This is a genomic window from Salmonella sp. HY31 (assembly GCF_042604575.1).
Classification (GTDB): domain Bacteria; phylum Pseudomonadota; class Gammaproteobacteria; order Enterobacterales; family Enterobacteriaceae; genus Salmonella; species Salmonella diarizonae.
Genome location: NZ_CP170479.1, coordinates 1,838,172 through 1,851,419 on the forward strand (window position 1 = coordinate 1,838,172; position 13,248 = coordinate 1,851,419).

The 13,248-nt window shown below is 51.8% G+C and carries 14 protein-coding genes; 4 read left to right on the forward strand and 10 right to left on the reverse strand.

Translation table 11 applies throughout. The features are described 5' to 3' along the window. Positions 1-53 precede the first annotated feature (53 nt). From mdoG to ACE15A_RS08560, 3 genes are all read left to right on the forward strand, one after another. Positions 54-1,589 (forward strand): glucans biosynthesis protein MdoG, encoded by a 1,536-nt coding sequence (gene mdoG, locus ACE15A_RS08550; RefSeq protein ID WP_023246042.1) that lies wholly within the window; start codon positions 54-56, stop codon positions 1,587-1,589. Continuing rightward, positions 1,582-4,125, forward strand: a complete 2,544-nt coding sequence (mdoH, locus tag ACE15A_RS08555) for a glucans biosynthesis glucosyltransferase MdoH (RefSeq protein WP_023246043.1) — start codon at positions 1,582-1,584, stop codon at positions 4,123-4,125. The genes mdoG and mdoH overlap by 8 nt, the downstream gene beginning before the upstream one ends. 97 nt (positions 4,126-4,222) lie before the next feature. Beyond that, positions 4,223-4,450 (forward strand): YceK/YidQ family lipoprotein, encoded by a 228-nt coding sequence (locus ACE15A_RS08560; RefSeq protein WP_023246044.1) that lies wholly within the window; start codon positions 4,223-4,225, stop codon positions 4,448-4,450. On the opposite strand, the gene ACE15A_RS08565 is transcribed toward ACE15A_RS08560, so the two are convergent. From ACE15A_RS08565 to ACE15A_RS08575, 3 genes are all read right to left on the reverse strand, one after another. Then, positions 4,451-4,825, reverse strand: a complete 375-nt coding sequence (locus ACE15A_RS08565) for a MysB family protein (protein WP_023246045.1) — start codon at positions 4,823-4,825, stop codon at positions 4,451-4,453. 81 nt (positions 4,826-4,906) lie between these two features. Next, entirely contained in the window at positions 4,907-6,121 is a 1,215-nt protein-coding gene (gene mdtG / locus ACE15A_RS08570) for a multidrug efflux MFS transporter MdtG (RefSeq protein WP_053529980.1), read from the reverse strand. Positions 6,122-6,269: 148 nt separating this feature from the next. Beyond that, the gene (locus ACE15A_RS08575; protein ID WP_023246047.1) at positions 6,270-7,190 is read right to left on the reverse strand and encodes a Kdo(2)-lipid IV(A) acyltransferase; all 921 of its coding nucleotides are present in this window, start codon (positions 7,188-7,190) and stop codon (positions 6,270-6,272) included. A gap of 219 nt (positions 7,191-7,409) precedes the next feature. Between ACE15A_RS08575 and ACE15A_RS08580 the strand changes: the two genes are divergently transcribed. Next, entirely contained in the window at positions 7,410-8,462 is a 1,053-nt protein-coding gene (locus tag ACE15A_RS08580; RefSeq protein WP_064055755.1) for a rhodanese-related sulfurtransferase, read from the forward strand. Between the two features lie 51 nt (positions 8,463-8,513). Here the strand turns inward: ACE15A_RS08580 and ACE15A_RS08585 are convergent, their stop codons facing one another. The 7 genes from ACE15A_RS08585 to pyrC form a co-directional block, all read right to left on the reverse strand. Then, a complete protein-coding gene (locus ACE15A_RS08585) occupies positions 8,514-9,089 on the reverse strand; it encodes a YceI family protein (RefSeq protein ID WP_064055754.1) in 576 nt (191 codons plus the stop codon). Continuing rightward, complete coding sequence (locus tag ACE15A_RS08590; RefSeq protein ID WP_023246049.1) at positions 9,086-9,658, reverse strand: cytochrome b; 573 nt, start codon at positions 9,656-9,658, stop codon at positions 9,086-9,088. The genes ACE15A_RS08585 and ACE15A_RS08590 overlap by 4 nt, the downstream gene beginning before the upstream one ends. Positions 9,659-9,920: 262 nt before the next feature. Then, positions 9,921-10,034 carry a YceO family protein gene (locus ACE15A_RS08595; RefSeq protein ID WP_001253281.1) on the reverse strand — a complete coding sequence of 38 codons (114 nt, stop codon included), beginning with the start codon at positions 10,032-10,034 and terminating at the stop codon, positions 9,921-9,923. A gap of 40 nt (positions 10,035-10,074) precedes the next feature. Further along, positions 10,075-11,193: an N-methyl-L-tryptophan oxidase gene (solA, locus tag ACE15A_RS08600; RefSeq protein ID WP_053509537.1), complete on the reverse strand. Its 1,119-nt coding sequence runs from the start codon at positions 11,191-11,193 to the stop codon at positions 10,075-10,077. A 111-nt stretch (positions 11,194-11,304) separates the two neighbouring features. Continuing rightward, the gene (gene bssS, locus ACE15A_RS08605; protein WP_000414441.1) at positions 11,305-11,559 is read right to left on the reverse strand and encodes a biofilm formation regulator BssS; all 255 of its coding nucleotides are present in this window, start codon (positions 11,557-11,559) and stop codon (positions 11,305-11,307) included. Positions 11,560-11,849: 290 nt separating this feature from the next. After that, a complete protein-coding gene (dinI, locus tag ACE15A_RS08610; RefSeq protein ID WP_001217763.1) occupies positions 11,850-12,095 on the reverse strand; it encodes a DNA damage-inducible protein I in 246 nt (81 codons plus the stop codon). A 73-nt stretch (positions 12,096-12,168) separates the two neighbouring features. Beyond that, on the reverse strand, positions 12,169-13,215 hold the full coding sequence (gene pyrC, locus ACE15A_RS08615; protein WP_053509535.1) for a dihydroorotase: 1,047 nt from the start codon (positions 13,213-13,215) through the stop codon (positions 12,169-12,171). Between the last annotated feature and the right edge of the window lie 33 nt (positions 13,216-13,248).

Here is a 13,248-nt window from a genome sequence, read left to right on the forward strand (position 1 = left end):
ATATAAGCACACAAAGGGGGAAGTGCTTACTTATTATGAAACATAAACGACAAATGATGAAAATGCGTTGGTTGGGCGCAGCTGTTATGTTAACGCTCTACGCATCATCAAGCTGGGCGTTCAGTATTGATGACGTAGCAAAACAAGCTCAAACTTTAGCCGGGAAAGGCTATGAGGCGCCTAAAAGCAACTTGCCCTCCGTTTTCCGCGACATGAAATATGCGGATTATCAGCAGATCCAGTTTAACAGCGACAAAGCCTACTGGAACAACTTAAAGACCCCATTTAAGCTCGAATTTTACCATCAGGGGATGTACTTCGATACGCCGGTCAAGATCAACGAAGTGACGGCGACGACGGTCAAAAGAATCAAATACAGCCCGGATTACTTCAATTTCGGCAATGTCCAGCACGATAAAGATACGGTAAAAGATTTAGGCTTCGCCGGGTTCAAAGTCTTGTACCCCATCAACAGTAAAGATAAGAACGACGAAATCGTCAGTATGCTTGGCGCCAGTTATTTCCGTGTTATTGGCGCAGGTCAGGTGTACGGCCTATCTGCGCGCGGCCTGGCGATTGATACCGCCTTGCCGTCTGGTGAAGAATTTCCCCGCTTTCGCGAGTTCTGGATTGAGCGTCCAAAACCAACCGATAAGCGTTTGACCGTCTATGCATTACTGGATTCTCCGCGTGCGACCGGCGCCTACCGTTTTGTGATCATTCCTGGCCGCGATACCGTGGTGGACGTGCAGTCAAAAGTCTATCTGCGTGACAAAGTGGGCAAGCTGGGTGTTGCGCCATTAACCAGTATGTTCCTGTTTGGGCCGAACCAGCCGTCGCCGACGACCAACTATCGTCCGGAACTGCATGACTCGAACGGCTTATCCATTCATGCGGGTAATGGCGAGTGGATTTGGCGTCCGCTAAACAATCCAAAACACCTTGCCGTGAGCAGCTATGCGATGGAGAACCCTCAGGGATTCGGCCTGTTGCAGCGTGGCCGCGAGTTCTCGCGCTTTGAAGATTTAGACGATCGCTACGATCTGCGTCCAAGCGCCTGGATTACCCCGAAAGGCGACTGGGGCAAAGGTAAGGTTGAGCTGGTTGAAATTCCGACCAATGATGAAACCAACGATAACATCGTCGCTTACTGGACTCCGGATCAACTGCCGGAACCGGGTAAAGAGATGAACTTCAAATACACTCTGACCTTCAGCCGTGATGAAGATAAACTTCATGCGCCGGATAATGCCTGGGTGCTGCAAACACGCCGCTCAACGGGTGACGTTAAACAGTCGAATCTGATTCGCCAGCCCGACGGCACTATTGCCTTCGTGGTGGATTTTGTTGGCGCCGACATGAAAAAACTGCCGCCAGATACGCCTGTCGCTGCGCAAACCAGCATTGGCGATAACGGCGAAATCGTTGACAGTAATGTACGCTATAACCCGGTCACCAAAGGCTGGCGTTTAATGCTGCGCGTGAAAGTCAAAGACGCGAAGAAAACCACGGAAATGCGTGCCGCATTGGTGAATGCCGATCAGACGCTAAGTGAAACCTGGAGCTACCAGTTACCTGCCAATGAATAAAACAACTGAGTATATTGACGCACTGTTGCTTTCCGAACGTGAGAAAGCGGCATTGCCGAAAACTGACATCCGCGCCGTGCATCAGGCGCTGGATGCCGAGCATCGGACTTACTCGCGAGAAGACGATTCACCGCAGGGTTCCGTAAAAGCCCGCCTTGAACACGCCTGGCCGGATTCATTGGCGCAGGGGCAGCTAATTAAAGATGATGAAGGGCGCGATCAGTTGCAGGCCATGCCAAAAGCGACGCGCTCTTCGATGTTTCCCGATCCCTGGCGAACCAACCCGGTTGGCCGTTTCTGGGATCGCCTGCGTGGGCGGGATGTAACGCCGCGCTATGTTTCTCGTCTGACAAAAGAAGAGCAGGCGAGCGAGCAAAAATGGCGTACCGTCGGCACCATACGCCGCTATATTCTGTTAATTCTGACTCTGGCGCAAACGGTCGTCGCGACCTGGTATATGAAGACCATTCTGCCTTATCAGGGATGGGCGCTAATCAATCCTATGGATATGGTGGGGCAGGATATTTGGGTCTCTTTTATGCAGCTCCTGCCCTACGTGCTGCAAACCGGTATCCTGATTCTGTTTGCTGTGCTGTTCTGCTGGGTGTCAGCCGGATTCTGGACGGCGCTGATGGGCTTTCTGCAACTGCTTATCGGGCGCGATAAGTACAGCATCTCCGCGTCTACGGTAGGCGATGAGCCCCTCAATCCGGAACACCGGACGGCGCTGATCATGCCTATCTGCAATGAAGACGTTAGCCGCGTTTTCGCCGGTCTGCGCGCGACCTGGGAGTCCGTTAAAGCCACGGGCAACGCCGCACATTTTGACGTCTATATTCTCAGCGACAGTTATAACCCGGATATCTGCGTGGCGGAGCAAAAGGCCTGGATGGAGCTTATCGCGGAAGTGCAGGGCGAAGGGCAAATTTTTTATCGCCGCCGCCGCCGCCGCATGAAACGTAAGAGCGGCAATATTGACGATTTTTGCCGCCGCTGGGGCAATCAGTACAGCTATATGGTGGTGCTGGATGCGGACTCGGTGATGAGCGGCGAGTGTCTGAGCGGTCTGGTGCGCCTGATGGAAGCGAATCCAAACGCCGGGATTATCCAGTCCTCGCCGAAAGCGTCGGGGATGGACACTCTGTATGCCCGCTGTCAGCAGTTCGCGACCCGTGTCTATGGGCCGCTGTTTACCGCCGGGCTGCACTTCTGGCAGTTGGGGGAGTCGCACTACTGGGGGCACAATGCCATTATCCGCGTGAAGCCGTTTATTGAGCACTGCGCTTTGGCGCCGCTGCCGGGAGAAGGTTCGTTCGCCGGATCGATTCTTTCCCACGACTTTGTGGAGGCGGCGCTGATGCGTCGGGCAGGGTGGGGCGTCTGGATCGCTTACGATCTGCCCGGCTCCTATGAAGAGCTGCCGCCAAACCTGCTGGATGAGCTTAAACGCGACCGCCGCTGGTGTCACGGCAACCTGATGAACTTTCGTTTGTTCCTGGTGAAAGGAATGCACCCGGTGCATCGCGCCGTGTTCCTGACGGGGGTGATGTCATATCTGTCTGCGCCGTTGTGGTTTATGTTCCTCGCGCTTTCTACCGCTCTGCAAGTCGTTCATGCGTTAACGGAGCCGCAATATTTCCTTCAGCCGCGCCAGCTTTTTCCGGTCTGGCCGCAGTGGCGTCCAGAACTGGCAATCGCGCTGTTTGCGTCCACGATGGTGCTGCTGTTCCTGCCGAAGCTGCTCAGTATTATGCTGATCTGGTGTAAAGGCACCAAAGAGTATGGCGGTTTCTGGCGCGTTACGCTGTCGCTGTTGCTGGAAGTGCTGTTCTCCGTGTTGCTGGCGCCGGTGCGTATGCTGTTTCATACAGTATTTGTGGTCAGCGCGTTTCTCGGCTGGGAAGTGGTCTGGAACTCACCGCAACGCGACGATGATTCTACGCCGTGGGGAGAGGCCTTTATGCGCCACGGCTCTCAACTGCTGCTGGGGCTAGTCTGGGCTGTGGGTATGGCGTGGCTGGATTTACGCTTTCTGTTCTGGCTGGCGCCGATTGTCTTTTCGCTGATTCTGTCGCCATTTGTTTCGGTGATCTCCAGTCGTTCAACGGTAGGATTGCGTACCAAACGCTGGAAGCTGTTCCTGATCCCGGAAGAGTATTCGCCGCCTCAGGTGTTGGTCGATACCGATAAATATCTGGAGATGAATCGCCGCCGTATTCTGGACGATGGCTTTATGCATGCGGTATTTAACCCGTCGCTTAATGCGCTGGCGACCGCGATGGCCACCGCGCGTCACCGCGCCAGTAAGGTGCTGGAAATAGCCCGCGATCGTCATGTGGAGCAGGCGCTAAACGAAACGCCGGAGAAACTGAACCGCGATCGGCGTCTGGTTTTGCTCAGCGATCCGGTGACGATGGCGCGTTTACACTATCGGGTCTGGAATGCGCCGGAGAGATACTCTTCCTGGGTAAACCATTATCAGTCTCTCGTCCTGAATCCGCAGGCGTTGCAGGGACGAACATCGTCAGCGGGATAAGGTTTTCAGGTCTGATGGCGCAACGCTTATCAGGCCTGGGATAATGTGAAAAATACCGGCGTGATGCCGGTATTTTTATACTGAAATGAGGTATCAGGTGCGTATATTCGCGGTGAGCATAATGGTGATTGCGCTGAGCGGCTGCGGCAGCATTATCAGCAGAACGATCCCCGGACAGGGACACGGCAACCAGTATTATCCAGGCGTGCAGTGGGATATGCGTGATTCCGCATGGCGCTATATCACTATCGTCGATCTGCCTTTTTCACTGATCTTCGATACACTGCTACTGCCGCTCGATATCCACCACGGGCCTTATGAGTAATTAACGCTCATCCCATTCGTCCGCCGCGGTATGGCCTTCCTCAGTATCAAGCGGGGGTTCAAGCTGAAATTCCCCTTCATCCCATTCATGCAATGTATTCTCTTCCTGCCATTCCTGACGGATTTCTATCTCATCATAATCACCGTCAAACACGCTTTGCGCGGCTTCACCACTCAGCATAGGCAGACATTCTCCATCTTCACCTTCATCGGCGAAAAATTCGACCTGCCACATGATGTCCCCATCCTGCAGTACATATTTCTGAACGTTGAACTGCTGCACATTCGCTTCATCTTGTTCGAGGCCTGGATGGTCAGCCAGAAATTCTTCCCGGGCTGCATCGATAGCTTCTTCCAGCGTGGCATACATGGTCATCAGTATCTCCCTTTGATTTGATGAGGTATTTAGGGAAAGAATAGCTGATTCTGCGATATTGCAAGTATGAAAGCGCAAAAATCATTCTGTTGCCAGTCTGCGCCGTTGTAAGCTATTCCATGAATAGATAGCATTGAACAACACGACGCCTGCCGTGACGCAGAATACGGCGCGGAAGCCATAGCTCGCGGAAATTGCGGCGCCCATTAAAGGGCCGGTGACGTTGCCGATATCGCGGAAAGATTGGTTGTAACTGAATATGCGCCCGGCTATTTGGTTGGTAGAGTTGTAAACCAGCAGGGTTTGTACGGCTGGCAGTAACGCGCCATCTGCCGCGCCAAGCAGAAACCGCAATAGCGCGAGCTGCCACGGCGTTTGCACAAAAGACATTGGAATCAGCAGCAGTACGGAAATAATCAGTGCGACGATAAGGATTTTTTCCGGGCCAATTCTGTCGCCGAGCTTACCGAGGCGAGGAGCGCTAAGTAGTGCCGCTACGCCGGGAACGGAAGCTATCATCCCGCTAATGAACGCAATATTACTGACATTTCCCGCGAGTTCACGCACATAGAGCGTCAGGATGGGCGCTATAGAGCCGGTCGCCACCTGAATAATCAACGTGGTAACAAACAGGCTTAACACCAGGCGGGGATTTTTTAGCGAGGCGACCACTTCCCGAACGTGAAGCATCTCTTTTTTGCTCACCGGCTGGAAATTCTCGCGAATAAAAAAGAAGGTGAGCAGAAAACAGATAAACAAAACGCTGGCGGTAATAAAAAAGACCGGGCGAAGGCCGTAATGGTCGGCGAGCAGACCACCCGCAAGTGGGCCAAGCAGAGCGCCGCTGACGCCGCCAGTAGAGAGCGTCCCTAACGCCCAGCCGCTTTTGTGGCGCGGCACTTGAGTGGCGATCAGCGCATTGGCGTTGGGAATAAATCCGCCCAGCAGGCCTAATAACGCGCGGAGGATCAGAAACTGCCAGATATTTTGCGCCATGCCCATTAACAGCATCACAATGGCCATGCCGAGAGCGGAACGCAACAGCATGATCTTACGCCCTTTACGATCCGCCAGACCGCCCCAAAAAGGGGACGCGATAGCTGAAAAGAGGAACGTAATACTAAAGACCAGCCCGGACCACATGTTCAGCGCGCTATGGCCTGTTACGCCGAGTTGCTCAACGTAGAGAGGAAGAAAAGGCATGACCAGACTGAATGCCGCGCCGGTTAAAAAACAGCCCAGCCAGGTAACGGTTAGATTGCGTTTCCAGTTTATGGGGACATCAGAGGGTGACATAGCGTTCCACAGTATGATGCGCGGTTTGCGCTATCATCAATTTAATTATGAGCGTACTAATTATGCGCCGACCTTACCAGCCTCGCAATGTGGGGAGCTTTTAAAGCTAAAAGAGGGGAAAGATTGCAGCCTGACGGCTGCAATCCTGTCAATAGCGTGACGGTACGCCTTCAGGGCGGGTTTTAAAGCGGCGATGCAGCCACATATACTGCTCTGGCGCCATCATAATGCACTGCTCAACAATCTTATTCATCCACGCGGCAGTTGCTTCTGCGCTTTCCAGCGGAGGCGAATATTCCACAGGAAGAATGATCAGTTCGTAGCCTTTCCCATCAGGTTTACGGCGAGGCACGAAGGGGATAATACAGGCTTTAGACATGCGCGCGAGCATCCAGGTACCGGAGGTCGTGGCGGCCTGATCGACGGCGAATAACGGCACAAATACGCTGGCGCGTGGGCCATAATCGTGATCCGGTGCATACCAGATTAATTCACCGCTTTTCAATGCCTTAACCATGCCTTTCAGATCTTTGCGATCCAACATCGATTTATTGGAGCGTAAGCGCCCCCAGGTCTGCAACCAGTCGAGCAACGGATTATCATTTGGCCGATAAACCCCGATACCCGGATTATGCATACCAAACATGCGGGCGCCAAACTCAAGGGTAAGGAAATGTATTCCTACCAGAATGAACCCGAGCCCCTGCGCCTTAACTTCACGGATATACTCCAGACCACTCGCTTCCATCCAGCGGGTCACTCGCCGATCGGGCCAGAACCAGGCCATGCCGGTTTCCATCACGCCCATGCCGACGGATTCAAAGTTTTTGACCACCATGGTGTGGCGTTCCTGCGCGCTCATTTCCGGAAAGCATAATTCAAGGTTGCGATAGGCGATTTTCGCGCGGCGCTTCATTACGCGTCGAGCCAGGTGACCCAATGTGCAACCCAATTTATAGATGACCGGGTAGGGGAGTTGCACGACCAACCAAAGCGCGCCTATACCCAACCAGGTTAACCAATAACGTGGGTGCAGTAAAGCCACGGAGAACTTAGGCAACTTCGTCATTTCTATCCTGTCTTTCAACGAACAATTCCCCGTATTCTCGCATCTTTTTGCGTTGAGCAAAAATATGGAGCAGGAGAGTGGCGATTAAATCGACAATTGTTGTTAATTGTTTAGTGTGGAGCAAGAAATGTAGCGCAAAATGTGTGGATGTAAATTGGCGAGGCTTGCTTTATCATGCCTGCCCACTTTATTTTTTGCTGATTGCAGGATACGTACACCATGCCAGTGTTACACAACCGCATTTCTAATGACGAGCTGAAAGCCAAAATGCTGGCGGAAAGCGAGCCACGTACGACAATTTCTTTTTATAAATATTTTACTATCGCCTCACCGCAACAGACGCGGGACGCGTTGTATCAGGTGTTTACGGCGTTGGGCGTTTTTGGCCGTGTTTACCTGGCGCATGAAGGCATCAATGCGCAAATCAGCGTGCCGCAAAGTAAGGTAGAGACGTTTCGTCAACAGCTTTATGCGTTCGATCCCGCGCTGGACGGGCTGCGTTTAAATATCGCGCTGGAGGATGACGGAAAGTCATTTTGGGTGCTGCGTATGAAAGTCCGCGACCGTATCGTCGCTGACGGTATTGACGATCCGAGTTTTGACGCCAGTAATGTCGGCGATTATCTGAAGGCGGCAGATGTTAATGCGATGCTGGACGATCCTGACGCGGTCTTTATTGATATGCGCAACCACTATGAATATGAAGTCGGCCATTTCGAAAATGCTCTGGAAATCCCGGCGGATACGTTTCGCGAACAGTTGCCAAAAGCGGTTGAAATGCTGCGGGAACATGCTGATAAAAAGATAGTGATGTACTGTACCGGCGGTATTCGTTGTGAGAAAGCCAGCGCCTGGATGAAACACAACGGTTTTAATAAAGTCTGGCATATTGAGGGCGGCATCATTGAGTACGCCCGTCGCGCGCGCGAGCAGGGGCTTCCCGTTCGCTTTATCGGCAAAAACTTTGTGTTTGATGAGCGAATGGGCGAACGAATCTCGGATGAGGTTATCGCGCATTGCCATCAGTGCGGCGCGCCCTGCGATAGCCATACCAACTGCAAAAACGACGGTTGCCATCTGATGTTTATCCAGTGTCCGCAGTGCGCCAGTAAATTTAACGGCTGCTGTAGCGAACAATGCTGTGAAGAGTTGACCTTGCCGGAGGAGGAACAGCGCCGACGTCGCGCGGGTCGCGAGAACGGCAACAAAATTTTTAATAAATCGCGTGGTCGGCTTAATAGCAAACTGAGCATTCCCGATCCGGCAGAGTAATATTTTGCCGGATAGCGGCGTAAAGGCCGCAATCCGGCATTTCGCCAGGCGTTACTTCTGCTGAACGCCTTCTACTGAGATGATAAGCTCCACCTCTTGCGACGCCGGGCCGAGATCGGTAGTCATATTGAAATCCTTCAGCTTAATTTTTCCTTCGGCCTCAAAGCCCGCGCGCTTACCGCCCCACGGATCGTCGCCCTGGCCCATCAGTTTCGCTTCCAGCGTCACCGGTTTTGTTACGCCATTGAGCGTCAGATTGCCGGTAATATCCAGTTCATCGCCCTCTTTTTTCACACTGGTAGAGGTGAAGGTTGCCTGCGGGAATTTCGCAACATTAAGAAATTCCGCACTGCGCAGGTGTTTGTCTCGTTCGGCATGGTTAGTGTCGACGCTATTGGTGTTAATAGTCACGTTCACTTTGTCTGCCGACGGATTTTTTTCATCAAAAGTGAACGTGCCGTCGAAATCTTTAAAGGTGCCGTATAGCCAACTGTAGCCCAGATGCTGGATACGGAAATTTACGAACGCATGTTGGCCTTCTTTATCAATTTTATACTCCGCCGCCACGGCGGAACCGGTCGTGAATAACAAGGATGCGAGGGTGAATCCCAGCAGTTTTTTTTTCATTTTTGAGCTCCATAGTCAGATGACGACATTCCTGTCATACGTTTCAGAGTGTCGTCTTTATCGATGAAATGGTGTTTTAGCGCCATTACCCCATGCGAGAGCGAGATAATGACCAGCGACCACGCAAACCACAGATGCAGCGTTCCGGCGATGTCAGCCTGCGCTCCCGCGTCCGTAAGCGTTGCCGGAATCTCAAACCAGCCAAAGACGCTAATCGGTTTACCGTCGGCGGTGGAAATCAGGTAGCCGCTAATGACGATCGCAAAGAGCAGGAGATACAGGAGGAGATGACCAGCAGCGGCACCAGCGCGCGTTAAACGGGAATAGCTGGCCAACGCAACGGGCGGTGGAGAATAAAGCCGCCAGATAATACGCACGATCAGCGCCATCATCAGTAACATGCCAATACTTTTATGTAATTCCGGCGCCTGGTGATACCAGCCGTCGTAATAACTGAGCGTGACCATCCATAAACCTAACGCAAACATGCCATAGACCACCAGGGCGGTCAGCCAGTGGAGCGCGGCGGAAACCATGCCATAGCGCTGTGGAGTATTTTTAAATTGCATAAACACACCAATGAATATTTCACGAGAGAATGAAAATGGCGTGGAAAAGCGCTGAATGCAACTGATAAATAAGAATCTGAATGATATTTATTTTTATTTCAATAATTTTGATGTTGTTTGCGATTCAGCTTCAGAAGTTTCGAGATATTTCACCCCGATAACCGCACTACGGGAGGAACTGGCATCATTGTTGTGCTTCAACGTCATGAAATAAAAAGTGAGGAACTTTCATGAAATGTCAGTTAACGTCAATGATAAGAAATCAGAAGAAAAAGAGATAAACGATATCCATAACCGCCAGCAGCGACCAAAGAATAACGTAAAGCATGAAATGCTCGCGAATATTATTCATCAGAAAATGAAATAGACGACGCATAGCTTACCTTAATAAACGGCCCCTTTATGAGGCCGACAAATTATTGGCTAAAACGGGAAAGCCGGAACGGCGTCAGATCAAAGGAGGGCGTTTTTTCCAACGCAAAATCCGCGGCGATTTCTCCTAACACCGGGGCGAATTTAAAACCATGTCCGCTGAGTCCAGTGATGACAAGCGTATTCTCATGGCCAGGCAGCGTATCGATAATAAAATCCTCGTCCGGCGAATTATCATAGGTACATGCCGCCCCATATAAACAACCGCCGATCCCCGGCAGTACGTTACGCAGGAAAGGAAATGCTTCTGCGCCATCGCTGGCAACGGCGGCAAAGGGCTTGCGCTCTTCCTGAGTCTGTATTAGCTGTCCGCCATTGTGTTTGCCGATTTTTAACTCATCATTCTCCGCCGGGAAACCGTAATATTGATCGCCGTTGGGCATTTCGCCGGTAAAGGCCGGAAAGCAGTTTTTAGCACTGTAACGTCCATCGGCCTGAAACCAGGCAAAGACTTTGCGTACGGGCTGAACGGGCAGTTCCGGCACCAGCGCTTTTACCCAGGTGCCCGCGCTAATCAGCGCTTTACTGGCGTGGTAGCGGCCTTCACTCGTCTCTATCGTCACACCGTTATCATCATGGTGAATATGGCTTACCGGGCAGTTGAATAGCTGTGCGCAGCCTGCCTCTCGGGCCAGACGAAGCCATGTGGTAATGGCTAATTCGCTGCGCAGGAAACCGGAGTCAGCTTCAAACAGCCCGATATAATTATCGGGTACGCGAATTTCCGGCCAGCGCGTCATTAGGGCCGTCGCGTCCAGGCGCTCGACGTTCAATTGCCACTGTTGCGCGCTTCGCGCGACGTTGGCTAAGAAAGCGGAATCGGCCGGGCCGAGGTTAACGACGCCGGAGCGGACGAAAACAGACTCTTCATTGTGCGCGGAGAGTTCATCCCAAAGCGCCTGGGCGCGAAGCACCAGTGGGACATATTTTTCGCCTTCACCATAAGCGTGGCGGATAAGACGGGTATCGCCGTGATGGCTGCCCTGTTGATGAGGCGGCATATACGCATCGGTCATCAGGACCTTTAGCCCGGCGCGGGTGGCGTAATAACCAGCGGCGGCGCCAACCGAACCGCTGCCGATAATAATAAGGTCGTATTTCATCAGCTTCTCTCTGCTATCGCGATGATTTCAGGGTAAATAACTGCGCTGAGATATACAAGCCGGAAATAAGTGAGGCACCTTACGGTGCCTGAGAGAGGGGAGCGCGTCACGCTAATGGCGACGATACTCATTTTCCTGGTAATCGCCTGATTCTATTTTGGCGATGCCGGCTTCTAATATCGAAATAAATTGCCTGGCTACATCTGTCGTTAACCAGAGCGTTTGACCAACTTCAGTCCCTTCCGGTTCCGGACGATTTGGGGTCTGGTAGTGTAAACGCAGCATCAGCGCATCATAGCTATCGACGGTGCTGATATCCCATCCAACAAGCGGATGGGTCTGAATGACTTCATTATTCTTTTCCATCATGCCCCCCTGGTACGTGTTATAAGACAACGGTTCTCGAGGTTCAATGCGTGTTTTTCTTCTGAAGCAACTTCAGTATACCAATTAATAAGGCTATTCACTGTGTTTTTAAAGAGACGGGAGGATAAATTTCTCTTTTTAAGAATTATATGAACAATAAAGCGACAGTTTATTCATATTTTTTTAGGATGTTGTGCAATTATTTTGAGGGTCAGGCGAAATATTCATCAGTTGCGCAAATAAAAAAGCCGGGGCGACCCGGCAAAACTTACATCACTGCATATCATTTTTTATTCATTGATGAACCAGTCATCAGCGCTCTCCCAGGTCTCCTGGAGAATCTCGCTAATGCGTTCTTTATCCTCTTTTGATGCGCCAATAACGGACAGGTTGTTAGCGGTAGCGTAACGCACGGTGACGTTACCCAAATTTTCAGGAAAATGATGGCTAATACGGCGGGAGAGTTCGCCCGCCAGCGCATCAATCGCACCGGCAGGCAGAGGTGACGTTTTGGCTATAGTGACTTCAATACGCATAATGACCCCCTGCTGAATATACTGGATATATATACAGTTAAATGCAATATATAGCAACAGGTAAGCGCATTTTTTATTTTTTTACTGACCAGCGTACTGTTTCACCCGCCAGAAAAGGCACCAGCGTATCATCAGCCAGCGCGATATTTACCGGTATCTGTTGTTCATCGCGTACCAGTTCCACCCAGCCCTCATTCACCGGCAGACCATAGAATTGCGGGCCATTCAGTGAACAGAAGGCCTCAAAGTGCGCCAGCGCGTTCATTTCCTCAAACACGGCGGCATAACTGCCAAGGGCGGAGGGGGCGTTGAAACAACCGGCGCATCCGCAACTGGTCTCTTTACGATGACGCGAATGCGGTGCTGAATCCGTCCCCAGGAAGGCGCGCGTAAAACCACTGGCGACCAGTTCGCGTAACGCCTGCTGGTGAATATTGCGTTTCAGAATCGGTAGACAGTACAAGTGAGGACGAATGCCGCCGACCAGCATATGATTACGGTTAAACATTAAATGTTGGGGCGTAATGGTCGCCGCCAGGTAGTCGTTGCCGTCACGTATATACTGCGCGGCATCTTTGGTCGTGATATGTTCAAAGACCACTTTAAGCGCGGTCAGACGCTGGCGTAGCGGTTCCATTACGGTGTCGATAAAACGCGCTTCGCGATCGAAGATATCAACATCCGCATGGGTCACCTCACCGTGGACCAGCAATGGCATTCCAAGTTTTTCCATCCGCTCCAGTACCGGCATGATAGCGTCGATTGACGTTACGCCATGACTGGAGTTAGTGGTGGCATTGGCCGGGTAAAGCTTAGCCGCAGTAAACACGCCTTCATGGAAACCACGCTCCAGTTCATCGGCATCGAGCGAATCCGTTAAATAGCAGGTCATTAACGGCGTGAAATCATGCCCGGCGGGCACCGCATCGAGAATACGCTGGCGGTAGGCGATCGCCGCATCAACAGTCGTAACGGGGGACGCCAGGTTTGGCATCACGATAGCGCGGCCATAAATTTCGCTGGTATAGGGTACGACCGTTTTTAACATGTCGCCATCGCGAAGGTGAATGTGCCAGTCGTCCGGGCGGCGGATCTTTAAAACCTGGGATGGTGCAGTCATTAATAAGCTCCGGCTGATGAATAGTCTTTTTGC